This window comes from Pedobacter sp. ASV1-7, from assembly GCF_040203335.1.
Lineage (GTDB): Bacteria > Bacteroidota > Bacteroidia > Sphingobacteriales > Sphingobacteriaceae > Pedobacter.
The window spans coordinates 267,910-285,168 of the sequence record NZ_JBEHBV010000007.1 but is presented as its reverse complement, the minus strand read 5'-3'; the positions used below and the strand labels follow the sequence as shown (position 1 = coordinate 285,168).

14 protein-coding genes and 1 pseudogene are annotated in these 17,259 nt (G+C 34.8%); 4 read left to right on the top strand and 11 right to left on the bottom strand.

The features are described from left to right. The first annotated feature begins 3 nt into the window (after nucleotides 1-3). Together ABDJ41_RS17210 and ABDJ41_RS17205 are read left to right on the top strand one after the other, a co-directional pair. Nucleotides 4-795, top strand: a complete 792-nt coding sequence (locus ABDJ41_RS17210) for a DUF4249 domain-containing protein (RefSeq protein WP_349787318.1) — start codon at nucleotides 4-6, stop codon at nucleotides 793-795. Nucleotides 796-858: 63 nt separating this feature from the next. After that, a complete protein-coding gene (locus tag ABDJ41_RS17205; RefSeq protein ID WP_349787317.1) occupies nucleotides 859-2,046 on the top strand; it encodes a GAF domain-containing sensor histidine kinase in 1,188 nt (395 codons plus the stop codon). Nucleotides 2,047-2,220: 174 nt separating this feature from the next. On the opposite strand, the gene ABDJ41_RS17200 is transcribed toward ABDJ41_RS17205, so the two are convergent. From ABDJ41_RS17200 to ABDJ41_RS17165, 9 genes and pseudogenes are all read right to left on the bottom strand, one after another. Then, nucleotides 2,221-2,748: an aldose epimerase family protein gene (locus tag ABDJ41_RS17200; protein WP_349787316.1), complete on the bottom strand. Its 528-nt coding sequence runs from the start codon at nucleotides 2,746-2,748 to the stop codon at nucleotides 2,221-2,223. Nucleotides 2,749-2,806: 58 nt separating this feature from the next. Then, on the bottom strand, nucleotides 2,807-4,984 hold the full coding sequence (locus tag ABDJ41_RS17195; RefSeq protein WP_349787315.1) for a S9 family peptidase: 2,178 nt from the start codon (nucleotides 4,982-4,984) through the stop codon (nucleotides 2,807-2,809). A 4-nt stretch (nucleotides 4,985-4,988) separates the two neighbouring features. Further along, a complete protein-coding gene (locus ABDJ41_RS17190) occupies nucleotides 4,989-6,854 on the bottom strand; it encodes an LTA synthase family protein (protein WP_349787314.1) in 1,866 nt (621 codons plus the stop codon). 13 nt (nucleotides 6,855-6,867) lie between these two features. After that, nucleotides 6,868-7,545, bottom strand: coding sequence for a hypothetical protein (locus tag ABDJ41_RS17185; protein WP_349787313.1), 678 nt, complete (start codon nucleotides 7,543-7,545; stop codon nucleotides 6,868-6,870). A 19-nt stretch (nucleotides 7,546-7,564) separates the two neighbouring features. Further along, nucleotides 7,565-8,344 carry an enoyl-CoA hydratase/isomerase family protein gene (locus tag ABDJ41_RS17180; protein WP_349787312.1) on the bottom strand — a complete coding sequence of 260 codons (780 nt, stop codon included), beginning with the start codon at nucleotides 8,342-8,344 and terminating at the stop codon, nucleotides 7,565-7,567. Nucleotides 8,345-8,361: 17 nt separating this feature from the next. Then, nucleotides 8,362-9,582, bottom strand: a complete 1,221-nt coding sequence (locus ABDJ41_RS17175; protein ID WP_349787311.1) for a ComEC/Rec2 family competence protein — start codon at nucleotides 9,580-9,582, stop codon at nucleotides 8,362-8,364. Nucleotides 9,583-9,591: 9 nt separating this feature from the next. Then, a pseudogene (locus tag ABDJ41_RS23005) lies at nucleotides 9,592-10,221 on the bottom strand (ComEC/Rec2 family competence protein); the annotation flags it as partial. After that, nucleotides 10,221-12,242 carry a ComEA family DNA-binding protein gene (locus tag ABDJ41_RS17170; RefSeq protein ID WP_349787310.1) on the bottom strand — a complete coding sequence of 674 codons (2,022 nt, stop codon included), beginning with the start codon at nucleotides 12,240-12,242 and terminating at the stop codon, nucleotides 10,221-10,223. The pseudogene ABDJ41_RS23005 and the gene ABDJ41_RS17170, both read right to left, overlap by 1 nt. 67 nt (nucleotides 12,243-12,309) lie before the next feature. Then, complete coding sequence (locus ABDJ41_RS17165; RefSeq protein ID WP_084239758.1) at nucleotides 12,310-12,645, bottom strand: MerR family transcriptional regulator; 336 nt, start codon at nucleotides 12,643-12,645, stop codon at nucleotides 12,310-12,312. A 197-nt stretch (nucleotides 12,646-12,842) separates the two neighbouring features. Between ABDJ41_RS17165 and alaS the strand changes: the two genes are divergently transcribed. Continuing rightward, nucleotides 12,843-15,542, top strand: a complete 2,700-nt coding sequence (alaS, locus tag ABDJ41_RS17160) for an alanine--tRNA ligase (protein ID WP_349787309.1) — start codon at nucleotides 12,843-12,845, stop codon at nucleotides 15,540-15,542. Nucleotides 15,543-15,643: 101 nt separating this feature from the next. Here alaS and ABDJ41_RS17155 read toward each other — a convergent pair whose 3' ends face one another. Beyond that, entirely contained in the window at nucleotides 15,644-15,886 is a 243-nt protein-coding gene (locus ABDJ41_RS17155; RefSeq protein WP_349787308.1) for a hypothetical protein, read from the bottom strand. A 27-nt stretch (nucleotides 15,887-15,913) separates the two neighbouring features. Then, nucleotides 15,914-16,603 carry an SIR2 family NAD-dependent protein deacylase gene (locus tag ABDJ41_RS17150; RefSeq protein WP_349787307.1) on the bottom strand — a complete coding sequence of 230 codons (690 nt, stop codon included), beginning with the start codon at nucleotides 16,601-16,603 and terminating at the stop codon, nucleotides 15,914-15,916. A 139-nt stretch (nucleotides 16,604-16,742) separates the two neighbouring features. Between ABDJ41_RS17150 and ABDJ41_RS17145 the strand changes: the two genes are divergently transcribed. Then, entirely contained in the window at nucleotides 16,743-17,252 is a 510-nt protein-coding gene (locus tag ABDJ41_RS17145) for a tetratricopeptide repeat protein (RefSeq protein ID WP_349787306.1), read from the top strand. Nucleotides 17,253-17,259: the final 7 nt, after the last annotated feature.

Sequence of the window (17,259 nt, the reverse complement as noted above, 5' to 3'; positions counted from 1 at the left end):
AATATGAATTTTATCAGAAACACTATATATGTTCTTTTACTTACAACAAGTATAATGGTTGGTTGTGAGAAAATAGTAGATTTAAAATTGGATAATGCCACGCCGGTTGTTGTCATTGATGCTAGTATAAATGATCTGAATGAAAATCAGATTGTAAAGATCTCGAGGACATATAATTTTACGGAGCCGAACAGATTTAATGGTGTAGGAGGTGCTGTAGTAGTTTTAACAACACCCGAAGGCGGTTCAATAAATTATACAGAAACCTCTCCTGGAGTATATCAAACAATTAAAATGAAAGGTATTCCGGGTAAAAGATATAAGTTAGATGTTCGTTTGGATGGAGAGACTTATACGGCATATTCTACAATGCCGAGTAAGGTAACGCTTGATTCACTTACATTTAAGAAGTTTAATTTTTTTGGTGAGGAAAACGATTATCTAGCTGTAAATTATAATGATCCGGCAGGTGTAAATAATCAGTATCGCTATATTTTAAAGGTTAAAGGTGTAATTGAAGACGATAAGGTAAATGAAGATAGGTTTAACGATGGTAATAAGGTTTCTGATGTTATATTTTATGATGTTAATGATTTGGTAGTTGGAGATAAGCTTGAGGTTGAATTTCAATGTATAGATCGGAATGTTTATCGTTATTTTTATAGTCTTGGGCAAAATAGCGGGAATGGTGGCCCTCCGGTATCCCCCTCCAATCCTGTTTCAAACTTCAGTAATAATGCTCTAGGAGTTTTTAATGCACATACATCCAGTAAACTTTCTGTAGTGATTAAATAATTTATTAATTTGATTTAACGTGTAAGTGCATTATATTTATAATTACATCTATATATTGATCTCATGGCTACATACACTGATCGTGAATTGACTTCTGTTGAAGAAGAACGGATTCTTGCATTACGGAAGTATGGTATATTGGATACCCCTCCAGATAATACTTGTGACAAATTAACTAAACTTGCCGCTAAGCTAATGAAAGTACCGGTAGCTATAATTAGCCTGGTTGATAAAGATAGAGTTTGGTTCAAATCTTCATATGGCCTTGATACACAGCAGATGGAACGTGAGGATGGCTTGTGTGATACTGTTGTATTTGAAGGTGATTTCTATCAGGTAGAAGATGCTAAGCAAGATCCTAGAACGATAGGACATAAATTAGTTGTTGGGGATTTTGGTTTAAGATTTTATGCAGCGTACCCTCTTAAAACCAAGGAAGGCTTTAACTTGGGAGCCTTTTGTATCATAGATAAAAAACCAAGAACCTTAACTGAAGAAGAGCAGGAAGTTTTAAGAGATTTGAGGGATATTGCAATGGAACAGATTGAGTTGAAACTGATTTCTAAGTTGTCTGTTGCAAGGCATAACCATATTTTAAATACTACAGCACATGATCTCAAAAGTCCACTTACAACCATACCAGTTCGTGCAGATCTGATTAAAATAAAAAAGAATGATCCGGATACAGTTGATACTATGTGTGACCAGATTAAGATAGCTAGTTTAAATATGGTTCGAATTATAGATGAGTTATTGCAATCTGGAAGTATGGAAGCTGGTGAGCTGAAGTTGCTGATGGTAAAACTGAATATTTCTTCCCTGGTCAGCAATGTTGTAGCAATGAACTTACCATTAGCAGATAGAAAGGGACAAAAAATTCACTTTGCTCCTCAATTAGATGCTTACATTAGGGGAGATGAAGGTCGGCTAAATGAAGTTGTAGATAACCTGATTAACAATGCCATTAAGTATGCTCCTTTTAATACCAATATATACGTAAAGGTAGGTGTATCAAAAGATCATGTATATATTGTAATAGAAGATGAAGGTCCTGGCTTAACAATAGAAGATAAAAAAATGTTGTTCCAGCGTTTTACACGCTTGAGTGCACAACCTACCGCTAATGAGAGTTCAACCGGCCTTGGGCTTTCCATTGTAAAAATATTGGTAGAAGCCCATGGAGGTAAGATATTTGCTGAAAGTGAGGGAAGGAATAAGGGAGCTAGGTTTACTATTCAGCTTCCAATTTAAAAACAATCAACTTCCCAGCTCCGATTCCAATTTTCCATCGATCGAAGCTCTATAATTCCTTCTTTCTTTTTAAGATCCTGCTCGTGATCAGTGTTGTCTGCAATTCCACACCAAGGCTCAGGGCAAATAAAATTTCCATTTTTTACTGCCCATATGCCAAAAAATGGAAAGTCATTAAATTTGAAATGTAGACCATATTTGTTCTTTTTTGTCCCTAAAGTAATGCAATTGCTCTTTAATGATTTTAAAGACCAATGCATCATCATAAAAAAGCTCTTGTGTCAAAGGTAACCTTCCTTCAGCTAACTCAATATTGATTGTTTTATTTGTAATTAAATCATCTTGAATCGTATGGTATGTTAATGAATGGTCTTTGTTAAACTCCAAAAAATAATCTGTATATAATAAATCATCTTTTAGTGGGACAGAGAAAGCCGGATGTGCACCAATATAAAACCATAAAGAGTTTTTTTTCGATGGTTTACTTACTTTGTAAGTCCATGATAATTGAGAACCTTGCAATCGGTATCTCAATTGAAGAACAAACTGAAATGGATATTTCTTTAATGTTTCATCATTATGACTAAGTTTTAATACAAGCTCCGTATCACTGATGTAGTTCACTTCAAAGTCATGATCTCTTGCAAAACCATGTCTGGGTAGTTGATAGGTATTGTTCTCAAAATAATATGTATTATTCAAGAAACCTTTAAATACTCATTCTCGAGAAAAATCATGTTTGAAAAATAAGATTGATACGTTATTTACTTTTTCCTCCTGGTGGGCAATACTGTTGTAAAAATCGAGTGTAGGTAAGGGATAAATGTTCTGAAGTACCTTCTCCTTCATTAATACTATGACTTCTATTAGGGTAGGACATCATTTGAAATACCTTTCTATTTTTAATCAATTCATTAATGAGCATTTCTGCATTTTGATAATGTACATTGTCATCAGCGGTTCCATGTATATAAAGTAAATTACCATTTAGGTTTTTGGCATAAGTAATAGGAGAGCCCTTGATATAAGCCTCTTTAGTGATTAATGGAGAGCCCATGTAACGTTCCTGGTAGATATTATCGTATGTAAGTTGATTACCCACAGCTGCAATAGCAATACCTGTTTTATAAATCTCAGGATATTGAAACATCAGGTTTAGTGTTGATGAACCACCACCACTCCATCCCCATACTGCAACTCTGTTTTTATCAATAAATGGCCATTCTATAATCTTTTTAGCAGCCATTGCCTGATCCCGTATATTCAGTACACCTATATTCTTATAAATGCTTTTGCGCCATTCTCGTCCTTTGGGTGCAGGTGTACCTCTGTTTTCAATAGAAATATAAACATAACCATCTTTTGACATATCGCCAGCATACAGCCAGTTTTTGCCAGCACCATAGGTGTCTTTAACAGTTTGTGTGGCTGGTTCTCCATAAACATAGAAGACTACAGGATACTTCTTGGTTTGATCAAAATTATCAGGTTTTTTCATCCAACCATCCAATTCAATTCCATCTTCAGTTTTGATTTTAAAGAATTCAACTTTGTTTTTAGGTGCTTTTATTCTGCCAAGCTGATTAGTGATGCTGCCAGCCATAGTAAGTGGATTTAAAGTTGTTAAGCGCATCCATTCAGTAATAGGAGGTACTAAAGCACTGGTGTAGGTATGACGTGCGAATACTGCGTTTGGCGAAATCTCATAAGTATGTGTGCCGGGTAATATTGATGGAGTAACCATTTCCGGCTTCCCGCTTCCATTTAACTTAGTTTTAAAAAGGTATTTTTGAGTGGCACTTAAAGGTGATGCCATATAGTAAAGCAGATTGTTCTTTTCATCAATTAAGGAATTTTCAATCACATCAAAATCTCCTTTAGTAATCAGCGTTTGTTTCTTACCATCTTTGCTGATTCGGTAAGTATGTCGCCAACCATCTTTTTCACTTAACCAGATAAATTCTTTACCCTCATTTATCCATTGCCAATCTTTTGTTGCATCAATCCATGCTTTATCAGTTTCAGAATAAATATTTTCAACCGTGGCTGTTGTTGCATTGGCAACATAAAGTTTACTTACATTTTGCTCTCTGTTCAATTGCTGTAAAATTATTTCATTACTTTTAGGAATCCAGTCCATCCGAGGTATGTAATTTTGCACCTGATCTCCTGGGATATCTAGCCATTTAGTTTGAGCAGTGGTAATATTTACTATTCCTACTTTGCATGAAGAAGGGTCTTGACCTACTTTAGGGTATTCAACAGGAATAGTAAAGGCATAAATAGAATCAGTATTATTAATCATTAGAAAGTTTCTGATTTTTCTGGCGTCAATTTGCCAATATGCAATAGATTGACCATCAGGACTCCATCTGAAACCATCTCTGCAGTCAAATTCTTCTTCGTATACCCAGTCAAACGTTCCATTGATGATTCTGTCCGTACCATCAGTAGTTAACGCCTTGCTGATCTTAGTTTGCAGGTCATCTACATAAAGATTATGTTGACTTACATAAGCCACTTTATTACCATCTGGTGAAAATTTAGCAAACATTAAAGAAGACGCTGGTTTACCTTTTCCTACCTGATTAATAGTATTGGCTTTTAAATCAGCCACAAAGTAATCTCCTCGTGTTTCGTAACGCCAGACTTTTTTACTGTTGGTATAAAATAGCACTTTGCTACCATCTTCAGAGATTTCGAAATCTGTGATTCGACCCAGATTAGTGTCGCTATTATAAAGTAATTCACGGCTCACAATGGTTTTGCGATCATTTTCAAGGATAGAAATAGATACCAGTTCACCATTTATCATTTGGTAGTAACCATTTCCATCTTTTGTCCACTTGAGATCAGATTTATTCTGAGCAAACACATTTCCATAAAAGCCAATTAGTACAATTAATACCAATTTAAAAGTGATGTTTTTGAAATTCATTTTATTAAAATTCTATAAATTGACGATATACGGTTTGCAGGTACGATTTGGCATAATTCAATGTTATTGAAGTCTGATCAATATTTTTATCATTGCTGTTATATAGTACCATTTTGCCTACATTATCAAATGTAACACATTGTTGATTGTCTATAAAGCCCATTCCATTGTCCCAACTAAAAAAAGCAAAAGATTTGCTATATGGATTAAGTAAGTTTTTACTCCATGTAAATTGCTGAGTAGGGATATTCATTTGACTCAGTAGAGTTGCTGCGATATCAATCTGGCTACCCACATTATCAAATTTACGGCCTTTAAATTCATCTTTAATCACATCTCCAAAAAATAAAAGAGGAATATGGTAACGTTGAGGAGAAAATACTTCACTATTGTTTTTTGGTAATGAATGCCCATGGTCAGCTACAAATACAAAAAGAGTATTTTTATACCATGTTTGTTTCTTTGCATTTGTTAGAAATGCGTTGATACAAGAATCTGTATAATAAGATGTGCTTTTAAATTTAGCTATGTTATCTGCTTTCCCAAATTTCGGCACTCCCGGTAAGAAATAAGGCTCATGATTTGTGAGAGTCAGTATAGTGGAAAAGAAAGGTTGTTTTTCTCTATTCAACTCATTAAGCATTCTGTTAAATACTACCTCATCATATTTTCCCCAGCTGGTTTTCATATGATTACCTTCAAAGTTGTTCTTGTCTACTAGTTTCTGATAATTATGGCTTAAAATAAAAGCCTTATAATTGTCAAACTCTGATTCCCCACCATAAAAGAATGAGGTTTTATATCCATTATTGAATAACGATTGTGAAATAGCAGGAAGTTTTTGCATCTTTTCAGGCCATTTTACAATACTGCCGGTCCCCAATGTTGGAAAGCCTGCAAGTGTTCCAATTAGTCCTTTATCTGTTCGGTTTCCAGCCGAATAAATCTGACTGAAGAAGACACCTTTGTTAATGAGTGTATCAAAGTGTGGTGTAATGTCATCTTCATTACCAAGTGTTTTTGTTAAATCAGCAGTAAAACTTTCAATAATAACGAGAACTATATTAGGTCGATTGGTATTCAGAATATGAATAGTGCTGTCTTTAGCTGGTGTATATAAGTCTTTGATTTTGTTTTCAGCTTCTTTGCTATCCAGGTATAGATAAGGGTTGTTTTTTGTCATTTTAGATGCCAGAACACTGGAAATTAAGTTCCATTCTGTGTTGACTGACGCATTGTTCAGTAATTGCTCTTTTGAAAAATAACCCATACTTTGAGTAATGGGAGACCCACGTAATCCTCCACGAATAAGTAAAAAGTTTCCAAATAATAAAAACAAACAAAGTATAGCTCTTAACCAGATGGGACTTTTAGTAAAGCTCAGTTTTCTGGAGACCACATAACGTTGTAGAAAAAAGCCAATAACAAATAGTAAGATTAATAATGATATAGATAAGCCAATGGGGGAAGAAGCGCTAGACGCCATAGCTTCTGTTGGAGAATTAAATGCAAAACTCGTCGCCTTTGCATTTACTTTACTTCCCCATTCCCGGTATATGTTGAAATTGACAACAGATAATACGCTGCAAACAAATACTAGGACCAGGTTATAAATTGAAATCCATTTTATCTCTACTACTTTTCTGCCATTTAATAACCAGAATATATAGCTTAAAAGCGGAATAACGGTAATATAGGCCGTCATGGATAGATCTAAAGGTATAGCATGATAAAAGGTAGCTGCAGTTTCCTTAAATGGTACAGTAGTTAGCTTATCATGATAAATGAGTATAAATATAAGGCGGTCAATAAAAAAGAATAACAGCCAGAAGATGAAGAAGCGAAGGAAAAAAAGCAGACTTTTTAACATTTTATTTAAAAGGTTAGTTACCGCCTCTCATCGCTTTTAGTTCTTCCATAGTTTTTAATTCGTATCCTTTAGGGACTTCCAAAGAAAATGGACCAACTTTCCCATCTGATACTTTTTTTAAAGTCATTAAAGTTTTTACTCCATCCTGGATATTAATAAATTTAACTGCAGTAGCTTTCAAATCGGTAAATCCACGAGGGTTTGCACCTAAAGGCAACTTAATTTCTTTTGTAGCCCATAGTTCATACTCAGTCCCATTATTGTCTTTGTAAGTATACTTCTCCGTATTATAATCACCAATCTTTTGTTGCTCTCCTGTAGCCTTGAAATCGCTATACTTTATGGAGCTATGTTGCTTTTCAATATCTTCTTTAGACATCTTAGCTGCATATTGTTTTTGGATCATAGGTATATCTACAAGAACTAATGCGCTATTAACTGAAGCGTCACTGATTACCTTTAACATAGCCATGCCCATGTCAATTTGCACTTTAGCTAAGTTTCCGTTAAATTCTACTTTGCTTTCAGATGGAAGTACAGATGGATCAATAATTTTTTTCTGATCGTCAGATAATTGGTATTCAACACTATAGGTGATTGTTCCAGCTTCAAAAGCTTTTTGGGCTTTAGCAATAATTGCAGTTCCAATTAAAACAATAGCCAGAACTCCTGTTTTGATAGATTTAAACATTTTTATTAAATAATTTAGTTTACCAGTTAATTTTTTCCTTGCTGATAAAGGCAGCAATTCCTTTTTTGAAGTCATCAGTTTCCCTGACTTTAGCATTGATTTGTACAGCTTCTGAGAGGCATTTATCCAGGTCAGCATTAGTGGTCTGTCCGATCAGTTGCTTCGTAAGCATTAACGAATTTGCCGAAGCTTCATTACACAAACTTAATGCAAAATTATTTACATTAAGAGTGATTTCTTCTCTCTTTGTTACAAATGTGATTAATCCATAATTTAAAGCTTCCTGAGCAGTCAATAGAGCGCCTGAAAGCAATATTCGCTTTGCAATTGTCTCACTTGTTTTACGTAGCAGAAAACAAGAAACAATTGCAGGTACAAAACCAAGCTTAACTTCTGTATAACCAAAGTTAGCTTCTGGCACAGAAAATATGATGTCACATACTGTCGCCAATCCACAGCCTCCTGCAATAGCATGCCCCTCAATCTGTGCAATTACAATCTTTGGCAAATAGTATATTGTTGTAAACAGGTTTTTCAGATTTTCGGAATCAGCAAGGTTTTCTTCATAAGTATTTTGTTGTAGCTGTTGTAGATAGGCAAGATCTGCACCTGCACTAAAGGTGCCGCCTTCGGCTCTTAAAATAATAACTTTTACGTTGTTATCCTTTTCAGCTTTTTTTAATGCAGCGGTCAGCTGAGAAACAAGTTCGGGATTTAATGCATTCCGTTTTTCCGGCCTATTAATAGAAAGCGTAGCTATACGCTGACTAACGGAGTACAAAACCAGTGGTTCAGTCATACAAATAATTCAGTTATTTAATCAAAGATATGATTGTCTTTTAAAACATTGGTAATATTTGAGCTTCTGAATGTAATCTGTTTTATCCTATGTTGATCTAATGCTGGTTTAACGGCGTAATTAAAAGCTTTACTTGTGGGTTCCAGGTTTGTAAATAAGACAGCACATTGGCCGGCTACAATGGCAATTGCATAGTTTTTTTGCAGTTTAAAATGAATGACTTTTTTTTGATGTAGAGCCAGAAGTTTATCATAGGTAATTAAGCATTGTAGTCCTGTAAATAGAATGACTGAATATAAAAGTAGTTGTTTTTTTAACTCTGCCAATGCCATAGTCAATAATAAAACAGATAAGCATAGTAAAATAAGCTCAATTTTGTTTAGCCATATTGAGCTTATTCCTGAAAATGGTAAGCTCGCAATCTGATCTAATCCCATGTTGGTGAAGTTGATGAGCCACTCAAAGAGAGGGCCTAGGGCGTTTAATCTAAAAATAAGTATAATGATGCCAATGTACATGATTAATGCTGTAGGGATCGTTATAAATAGATTACTGAGTAGGAAATAAATAGGGAACTGATGAAAGTAATATACGCTAAAGGGGTAAGTTGCTAACTGAGCTGCTAAAGACATAGCTATTAGGTTCCATAATTTAGATAACCAGAAGTGTTTTACTGGTAACCATTTTTCAATTTTAGGTTGTAGATAGATCAATCCCAATACGGCCATGAATGACAATTGGAAGCCTACATCCCAAACGAGGAATGGATTATATAGCAATATGCAAAAGGCGGAAAAAGCGATGATATTGTAACTGTTTGTGTTTTTGGCTAATAACTTTGCTATAATAAATACTGATATCATTATAGATGCGCGTAAAACAGAAGGAGAGAAGCCAGTTAGTAAAGTGTAAAACCAGATGCTAATCAGGATTAATAAGGTTTTTATGATCTTCCAATTTTGTTTTCTATTCATGAACCACAGTAAATAGTTTAGTATGAAATAAACTAGTCCTACATGCATACCGGACACCGATAGTGCATGAATGGTACCTGTCTTAGAGTAAATCTCTAAAATTTCTGAGCTTAAATCAGTCCTATATCCCAATATTAAAGTTGCAGCTACTGCAAACGCATCATCATTTTTAATTATGCTGCGGTAAAATCGGACTTGTCTTTCTCTGAGTTGAAAAGTAAACTTAATCAAGCTATTGCCAGCATTGCTCTTGAGTTTAATCAATTCTTCTTGTTTGATTAAAAATTGATGGTATATGTTTTGGCTTGCGAGCCAGCTTTTGTAGTTAAATTCAGATGGGTTTAAAGGAGATTCTATTTCGGTTGGTTTTGCTGGAATTATGAGCTCATCACCATACTTCAAATAGAAAGTTGTGTCAGTGTTTTTTAGGATAGTTACTTTGATTTTGCCTGAAGATGATTGAATATCGTATTTTTTTTCGGTTTGATTTGATTTATAGTTGTTTACGTTTATTGATTCGCTCGTTTCAGCAGTGAACAGAATTATATTTTGTTTATTTTTAGGTTCATCTATAATTCTTATTTTTAGATAATTTTGTTTTTTAAATAAATAGTAATCAGTATTATTATGGTTGTTATATAATGTAGAACATAAAGATCCTGAAAAGAAGAATAATAAATGAAGTATGAAGCCATTTAAACTCTTGTCTCCAGTTTTTCCAGGTTTTTTGTAAACGTTTTTTCGGAAAAATAAATAAAAGAAAAGAACTGAATTTGTAAGAATGAGCTGGTTTAAAGCCCAGTCATTTGTACAACCATAATAACTTAAAATGCCAAGTATGAATGGAATCAATATCCTTACGAATGCAATTTCATGTTGGTATATAATTTGAAGGCGGTTCACTATAATTGATACCGGATCTGTAATTTAACTTCCGACTTTTTGTTTCCGGCTATTTGATCTAAACCAGAGCCAATTGTGACTGATGAAGGGTGTAAAAATAAGGCTAGCCTGGTCCAGATATCTATGTTTTTTAAAATCTTGTATCTTGTATTTACAAAAGTTCGAATTCCTTTTCCAGCATACACAGCAGATCCAGCACCGTGTAAAACATCATTTTCGTAAGCATAAATCCGGCTGTTATAGGAAGGAGTATTAAAAAATGCAAAGCGAAAATTGGCGGATATTTTGGAAGATAAGGGAGTGTAATCCAAATCCTGGTAGATCATATATCCAGTTTCCTTTGTTTTTATATCCTTTTGATAATAAATGATTTCTGATCTTTGTTGAAAGTTAAACTTTTGATTGATTTTCCAGTTCCATTCTAAGCGGTAGTTTTGCTTTGTAACATTTACCAACTCCTTATGAGGACTGCCTGCGTCAGGGTTTTGTTGTTTTTGCTCAGTTTTAAGTCTTATTGCAGCCTTGAAAGTTTTTCCTACAGTATAACTCAATCGGCTAAGTATCTCATAACCTTTGGAAGGGGAGTTTATTCGATATTTTAACCAAGGAAACACAAAGTAATCTCCATACATTGACCAGGCAAGGTTTCTTGAAAAGGAATAATTAAGTCCAGCATACCAACCTCTTTCATTATTGGTTTCAGAACCTTCGCCTATAGACTTGCTGAAAAAGTTATGATAATCCTTGCTATAGTTTCTGTGAAGCATAACAGCGGATAATTTAGCTGATAAACTGGCCATAGCTCCATTAATGATAGCGTAGCCCGAATCTATACTATGGGCAAGTTCTCCATATATATAGATATTCTGGAAAGTATAATTGTAATGAATGCCTGTGTTTTTAAGTTTTTTACCTACAAAACCATACTTGTTGTATTGTTGTGAACCGGTGATAAATTCATGCTGGTAATCGGATTGATAACCAATGATGCCAACGCCGAGATTGTTGCTGCTGTATTGAATAACTCCGCCATAAACCCTTTGCTCAAGTGATTTTTGGTTTTTAAGCTCTGTTTGTGTTCGATGCAGGCCACTAATGTTAATGTTGGATAGTGTAAATTTTCCTTCTATATCGGCTTTTAAGCTAGCGTCTAGTTTTCTGATCGAAATAAATGGACTAATATGGATATTTTTTCTAAGCTCAAAAGTGCTTGCTATACCACGAAAGAAGGCGGATTCATTAGCGGAAGTATATGCTTTGAGACCAACGTCTCTAGCGGCAACACTTGTAACATCTGGACCTTTACCATAAGCGAAACCGGACCATAAGGTTAACCCTTGTCCAAACTGCATGCTGTAATCGCCAATTACGATTTTTTTAAATTTTCCTAGTTTTATAAATGATATGTTGGCTGATAGGTGGTCTGTAATGCTTTTTCTGTTGAAAATATGTTCTCCGGCATCTTTTTCCATAACCAGGGCTGCAGAAATTAGGTTCTGAAAATTGTATCTGTATTTTAATAGTAATTTTTCAGGTGAACCTAAATATCGGCTGCCAGCTAAATTTTTAAAGCCCTTTTGTTGTTGAAGAAGACGAGTGTACCTAATAGTTAAGTCATGATTGCTATTGTATATTAGCTTATTTGGATTCAGATTGTCGTAATGTTGAAAGTCTGATAAGGTTACAAAAGGCAAAATTCTGTTGATCGTCTCAATATCAAATGATGGAATTGCTTGTAGTTCCAAAACATCTATGAGTTTGTTTTTGGTAAGGTAACTAAAGAAATTCGCAATTTGTATAGGGGAAAGAAGCCTCAGAGCTTTAAGTTCTTCGGAATGTGTTTTATTCAGGTTTATAGGACGATTTCGAAAAGCTGTCAATTGTTCAGTCAATTCTGAAATATCAGCATCTTCAGTAACGTTCTCAGCAATATGTTCCAGGATATCCCTGTTTTTTTCATCATCCTGTGCTGATGCCGGCAGGCTTAATGGTAGCCAGAAAAGTAAACATAATATTCTCATTGTGATTTGTATAAACTGGACAAATCACTGCAGATATTACTGAATAAAAAAAATATTACTGATTAATTTAGATCTCTTCGTTGAGTTTTAACAAAAAATCCTTTAGTTTTTCAAGTGAAGCAATGATTTTTTGATTTTCCTTCACTTCTCCGCTATTGTTCTTTAAATGTTCTTTAGCTCCTTTTAGGGTAAAGCCTTTATCATCTACAAGATGAAAGATGATTTTTAAGTTCTCGATATCTTCAGGGGTAAATAACCTGTTGCCTTTTTTATTTTTTTTGGGCTGCAATACATCGAACTCCTTCTCATAAAAACGGATTTGAGAGGCGTTTACACCGAACATCTCTGTCACTTCTCCCATGGTGTAATACATTTTATTGATCTCCCTTTCTTTATAAGGCATAATTTTGTGTTGATTATTAGTTGATTACGGGTTTTATTTAAAGTATTCAAACTTAGGAAAACTTATGCAAGTATCAATGATAGAATAAAAAAATATTTCATTGAAACTTAAACTTTTGGTGGCTACCTTTTTAAGAGGAGATTAGCTTTAAATAATCTAATAATATGCTAATTTTGCTCAAAATAAATCAATAGAGGATGACAGCTAAGGAAATCAGACAGGCGTACTTAAAATTTTTCGAATCGAAACAGCACCATATTGTTGCATCTGCACCAATTGTAGTTAAAAATGATCCAACACTGATGTTTACCAATGCAGGGATGAACCAGTTTAAAGATTTGTTTTTAGGTGAAGCACCAATTAAGTATCCAAGAGTTACGGATACACAACGCTGTCTTCGTGTTTCTGGTAAACATAACGATTTAGAGGAAGTTGGTATAGACACCTATCACCATACTATGTTCGAAATGTTGGGTAACTGGAGTTTTGGCGATTATTTTAAGAAAGAAGCTATTGCCTGGAGTTGGGAGCTGCTTACTGAAGTTTATAAAATTCCTAAGGATAAATTATATGTATCCATTTTCATGGGGGATGAGAAAGAAGGTTTACCGAGAGATACGGAAGCTTTTGAACTTTGGAAACAATATGTACCTGAAGAACGTATCATTCTAGGTAATAAGAAAGATAACTTCTGGGAAATGGGAGATACAGGGCCTTGTGGACCTTGTTCTGAAATTCATGTGGATTGCAGACCTGATAATGAGCGTAAGGCTATAGAGGGCAAAACCCTGGTCAATGCTGATCATCCACAGGTGATAGAAATATGGAATAATGTATTTATGCAGTTTAACCGCTTAAAAGATGGTTCATTACAACCTTTGCCTGCTCAGCATGTTGATACAGGAATGGGGTTTGAACGTCTTGTGCGGGTATTACAAGGTAAATCATCTAATTATGATACAGATGTTTTTCAGCCATTGATTCAATTTATTGCTGTCAGGGCAAATGTTCAGTATGGTGCAAATGAAAAAACAGATATTGCTATGCGTGTAATGGCAGATCATATCCGTGCTATTTCTTTTGTGATTGCAGATGGACAATTACCCTCAAATAATAAAGCGGGTTATGTGATTCGTCGTATTTTACGCCGCGCTGTTCGTTATGCTTATACTTTTCTGAATTTAAAAGAACCATTTTTAAATGAACTTGTACCAGTTTTAGCCGGACAGTTTAAAGGTGTTTTTGATGAGCTGGAATTGCAGAAGGACTTTGTACAGAAAGTTGTAATGGAAGAAGAAATCTCTTTCTTAAGAACTTTAGCTACAGGTATACAACGCTTTGATAATTATACTAAAAAGCAAGGAGAATTGTTGATGGCTGAAAATGCCATTGAACTGGAAAAACCGTTTGATGATCAATGGGTATATAGTATATTGAAAGACCAGATGGTGATCTCTGGAGAGTTTGCTTTTGAATTACAAGATACTTATGGGTTCCCGATTGACCTGACAGAATTAATGGCCAGAGAGCAACGCTGGACGGTTGATATGGATGGGTATAATAAAGAGTTACTTAAACAAAAGGAACGCTCAAGAGCAGCTACAGCTGTAGATACAGGTGATTGGGTAATTGTTAAGCCTGACCTTGAAGTTGAATTTGTAGGATATGATGATTTTGAAGCGGAAACGGAAATCATTAAATACAGAAAGGTTATTGCAAAGGGTAAAGAACAATATCAAATTGTATTGAGCAAGACCCCGTTTTATGCAGAGAGTGGTGGACAAGTTGGTGATACAGGACGTTTGGAAGACCATAGTCGTCTCTTTTTTGTTGAAATAACTGATACAAAGAACGAGAATGGTGTAATTGTACATTATGCTGATACATTACCCGAAGATGTAGAAAGTCAATTCTGGGCTGTTATTGATACCAATAAGCGTTTGCTTTCTCAGGATAACCATAGCGCGACTCACTTGCTACATGCCGCATTAAAAAAAGTATTGGGGAGCCATGTAAATCAAAAGGGATCATTAGTGAATCCAGATTATTTACGTTTTGATTTCTCTCATTTTGCAAAAGTTACTGAAGAAGAACTTGCAGAAATAGAGCATTTGGTTAATCAGAAAGTCAGAGAAAATATTCCACTTAAAGAGCAGCGGTATGTACCTTATGATCAGGCTATTTCTAGCGGTGTTACCGCATTGTTTGGCGAGAAGTATGGCGACCTGGTTCGTATCATTACCTTTGATGATCATTACTCTAAAGAACTTTGTGGTGGTACACATGTCAAAGCAACAGGGCAGATTGGGTATTTCAAAATTATTTCTGAAAGTGCTGTAGCAGCAGGCGTAAGACGTATTGAGGCAATTACCGCTGATAAAGCAGAAGCTTTTGTGTTAGATCAGAATAGGGAGCTAAATGAATTAAGAAGTCTTTTAAAAGGAAATAAAGATTTAAAATCAGCTGTTGCAGCATTGATCGAAGAGAATAACAAGCTTAAAAAGGATGCTGAAAAAGCTGTTTTGGAGCATTCTGCTAATCTTAAACATGAAATTGTACATCATCTTAAGACCATTAATGGCGTTAATCTGATTGCTACTCATGTTGATCTGCCAAATGCTGACGCAGTAAAAAATCTTGCTTTTGCTTTAAAAGATCTTGTCGATGATTTGTTTCTTGTATTAACTACTTTGATTGATAACAAACCTGGTATTACAGTAATGGTCTCAGAAAACCTGATTAAAGAGAAGGGATTAAATGCTTCAAACATAGTAAGAGAATTGGCAAAAGACATTCAAGGTGGTGGAGGTGGACAACCTTTTTATGCTACTGCTGGTGGTAAGAATAAAGACGGCTTAAATGCTGTATTGATTAAAGCAGAGACACTGTTAAAGTAAAATTGTAATTAATGCTTATTGCTTGACAGAAAAGGGCCAATATTTTTAATAATGGCCCTTTTCTGTTATAATGTTATTAGATAAAATGTCCTGAAATGGTTTTATTTTGAGTTTTCTAAATAAACTTTAAGGATATTTTTTAAATAAACCTCAGGCTTCGGCATATTAATAACCGTTCCAGGTTCCTTATCCTGTGATTGTTTGATGTAATTCGCTTTAATCTTTCCCCAATCTTTAGAATACAACTGTATAAACATATCTACAAATTGTTTATCGGTATAATCTTTTGGAAGTTTACTAAGCACAACTTCAATTTTTTCTTCTTTTCTATGTAATACTGCCATGAGGAGTTTAATAATGTATTTACAAAGCTACAAACAATTTTTCATGAGTTCATCAACCATCATTGAAACTCCTATCGTTGCAGGTTGTTCAATTTTCCTGGTTTTATCTCCCCCTGCAACATAAGGTACATTTAAGTCAATGATATATTTAATAGCTTGCTGTGGTACATATGTTGTTAGTCCGGCGGCTGGATATACTTGTAAGCTAGTTCCAATAACAACAAAAATATCTGCTTGTTGACAGAGCTTTATGGCAGGTTGCATATTCGGAACGGCTTCTCCAAACCACACTACATGAGGCCTTAAAGGCTTTCCGTATTCACATAAGTCATTGAAGCTAAGTTCCCATCCATCTATTGGATAAGTTAGTCCAGAGTCAATATCTGACTGGGAACGAGTGATTACACCATGCAAGTGCATTACATTCTTGGATCCCGCCCGTTCATGCAGATCATCGATATTTTGTGTAATGATCTGAACGTTATATTTATCTTCTAATCTGACTAAGGCTTTATGTGCCTCATTTGGCCTTGCTTCTAATACAGATTTACGCCGTTCATTATAAAAGTGTTGAACCAATTGAGGATTGCGTTTCCATGCTTCGGGAGTTGCTACATCTTCAATCTTGTGATTCTCCCACAGGCCGTCAGCATCTCTAAAAGTTTTTAAACCACTCTCTGCACTAATACCAGCCCCTGTTAATATGACTATCTTCATATTTTGTAATTAAATTCTGACTACGAATATAACATGGCCTTCGGAAATTATAATGAATAGCAGGATGTTTTATATAAAATAAAAAATATGTACATTTAATCAGTGAAAATACTTTAACCTCTTACTATCGCTTTCTATTATGAAACACTCTCTCTCCTCATTATTGTTGTTTACAATATTAAGTTCTTGTATTTCTACATCATCGGATACAGAAAGTTATCTTGTAACCGAAGAAAAAATGTCTTATGAAGAGTGGTTGGTACTTGCAAGACATGATATACGGCTCTTTCCAATGTATGGTCACGCTGTAAAAACCTCAAAACAATTGGAAGCCGATGCTGAGTTTGTAGAAAGCGCTATTGCTGATGCAGGAAGTCCAGATTCAGCTTCTAATTATTATTTTAAGAAAGCATGTACGCATATGAAGCAAAGAGATTTGCAAACTGTTATGTATAGGCTAAATCAGGCATGGTTGCTCAATGTTAAAAACCCAGATGTTTACCGAGGGTTTGGATGGGTATATCTTCAATTAGAACAGTATGATATGGCCATAAAACTTTTTGATGAGGGGTTAGGCATCGATCCGGGTAATGAGGATTTATTATCAATGAAAACTCTTGTTATTAAACAGGCTAAAAAAGGTAGTTAAATCCACT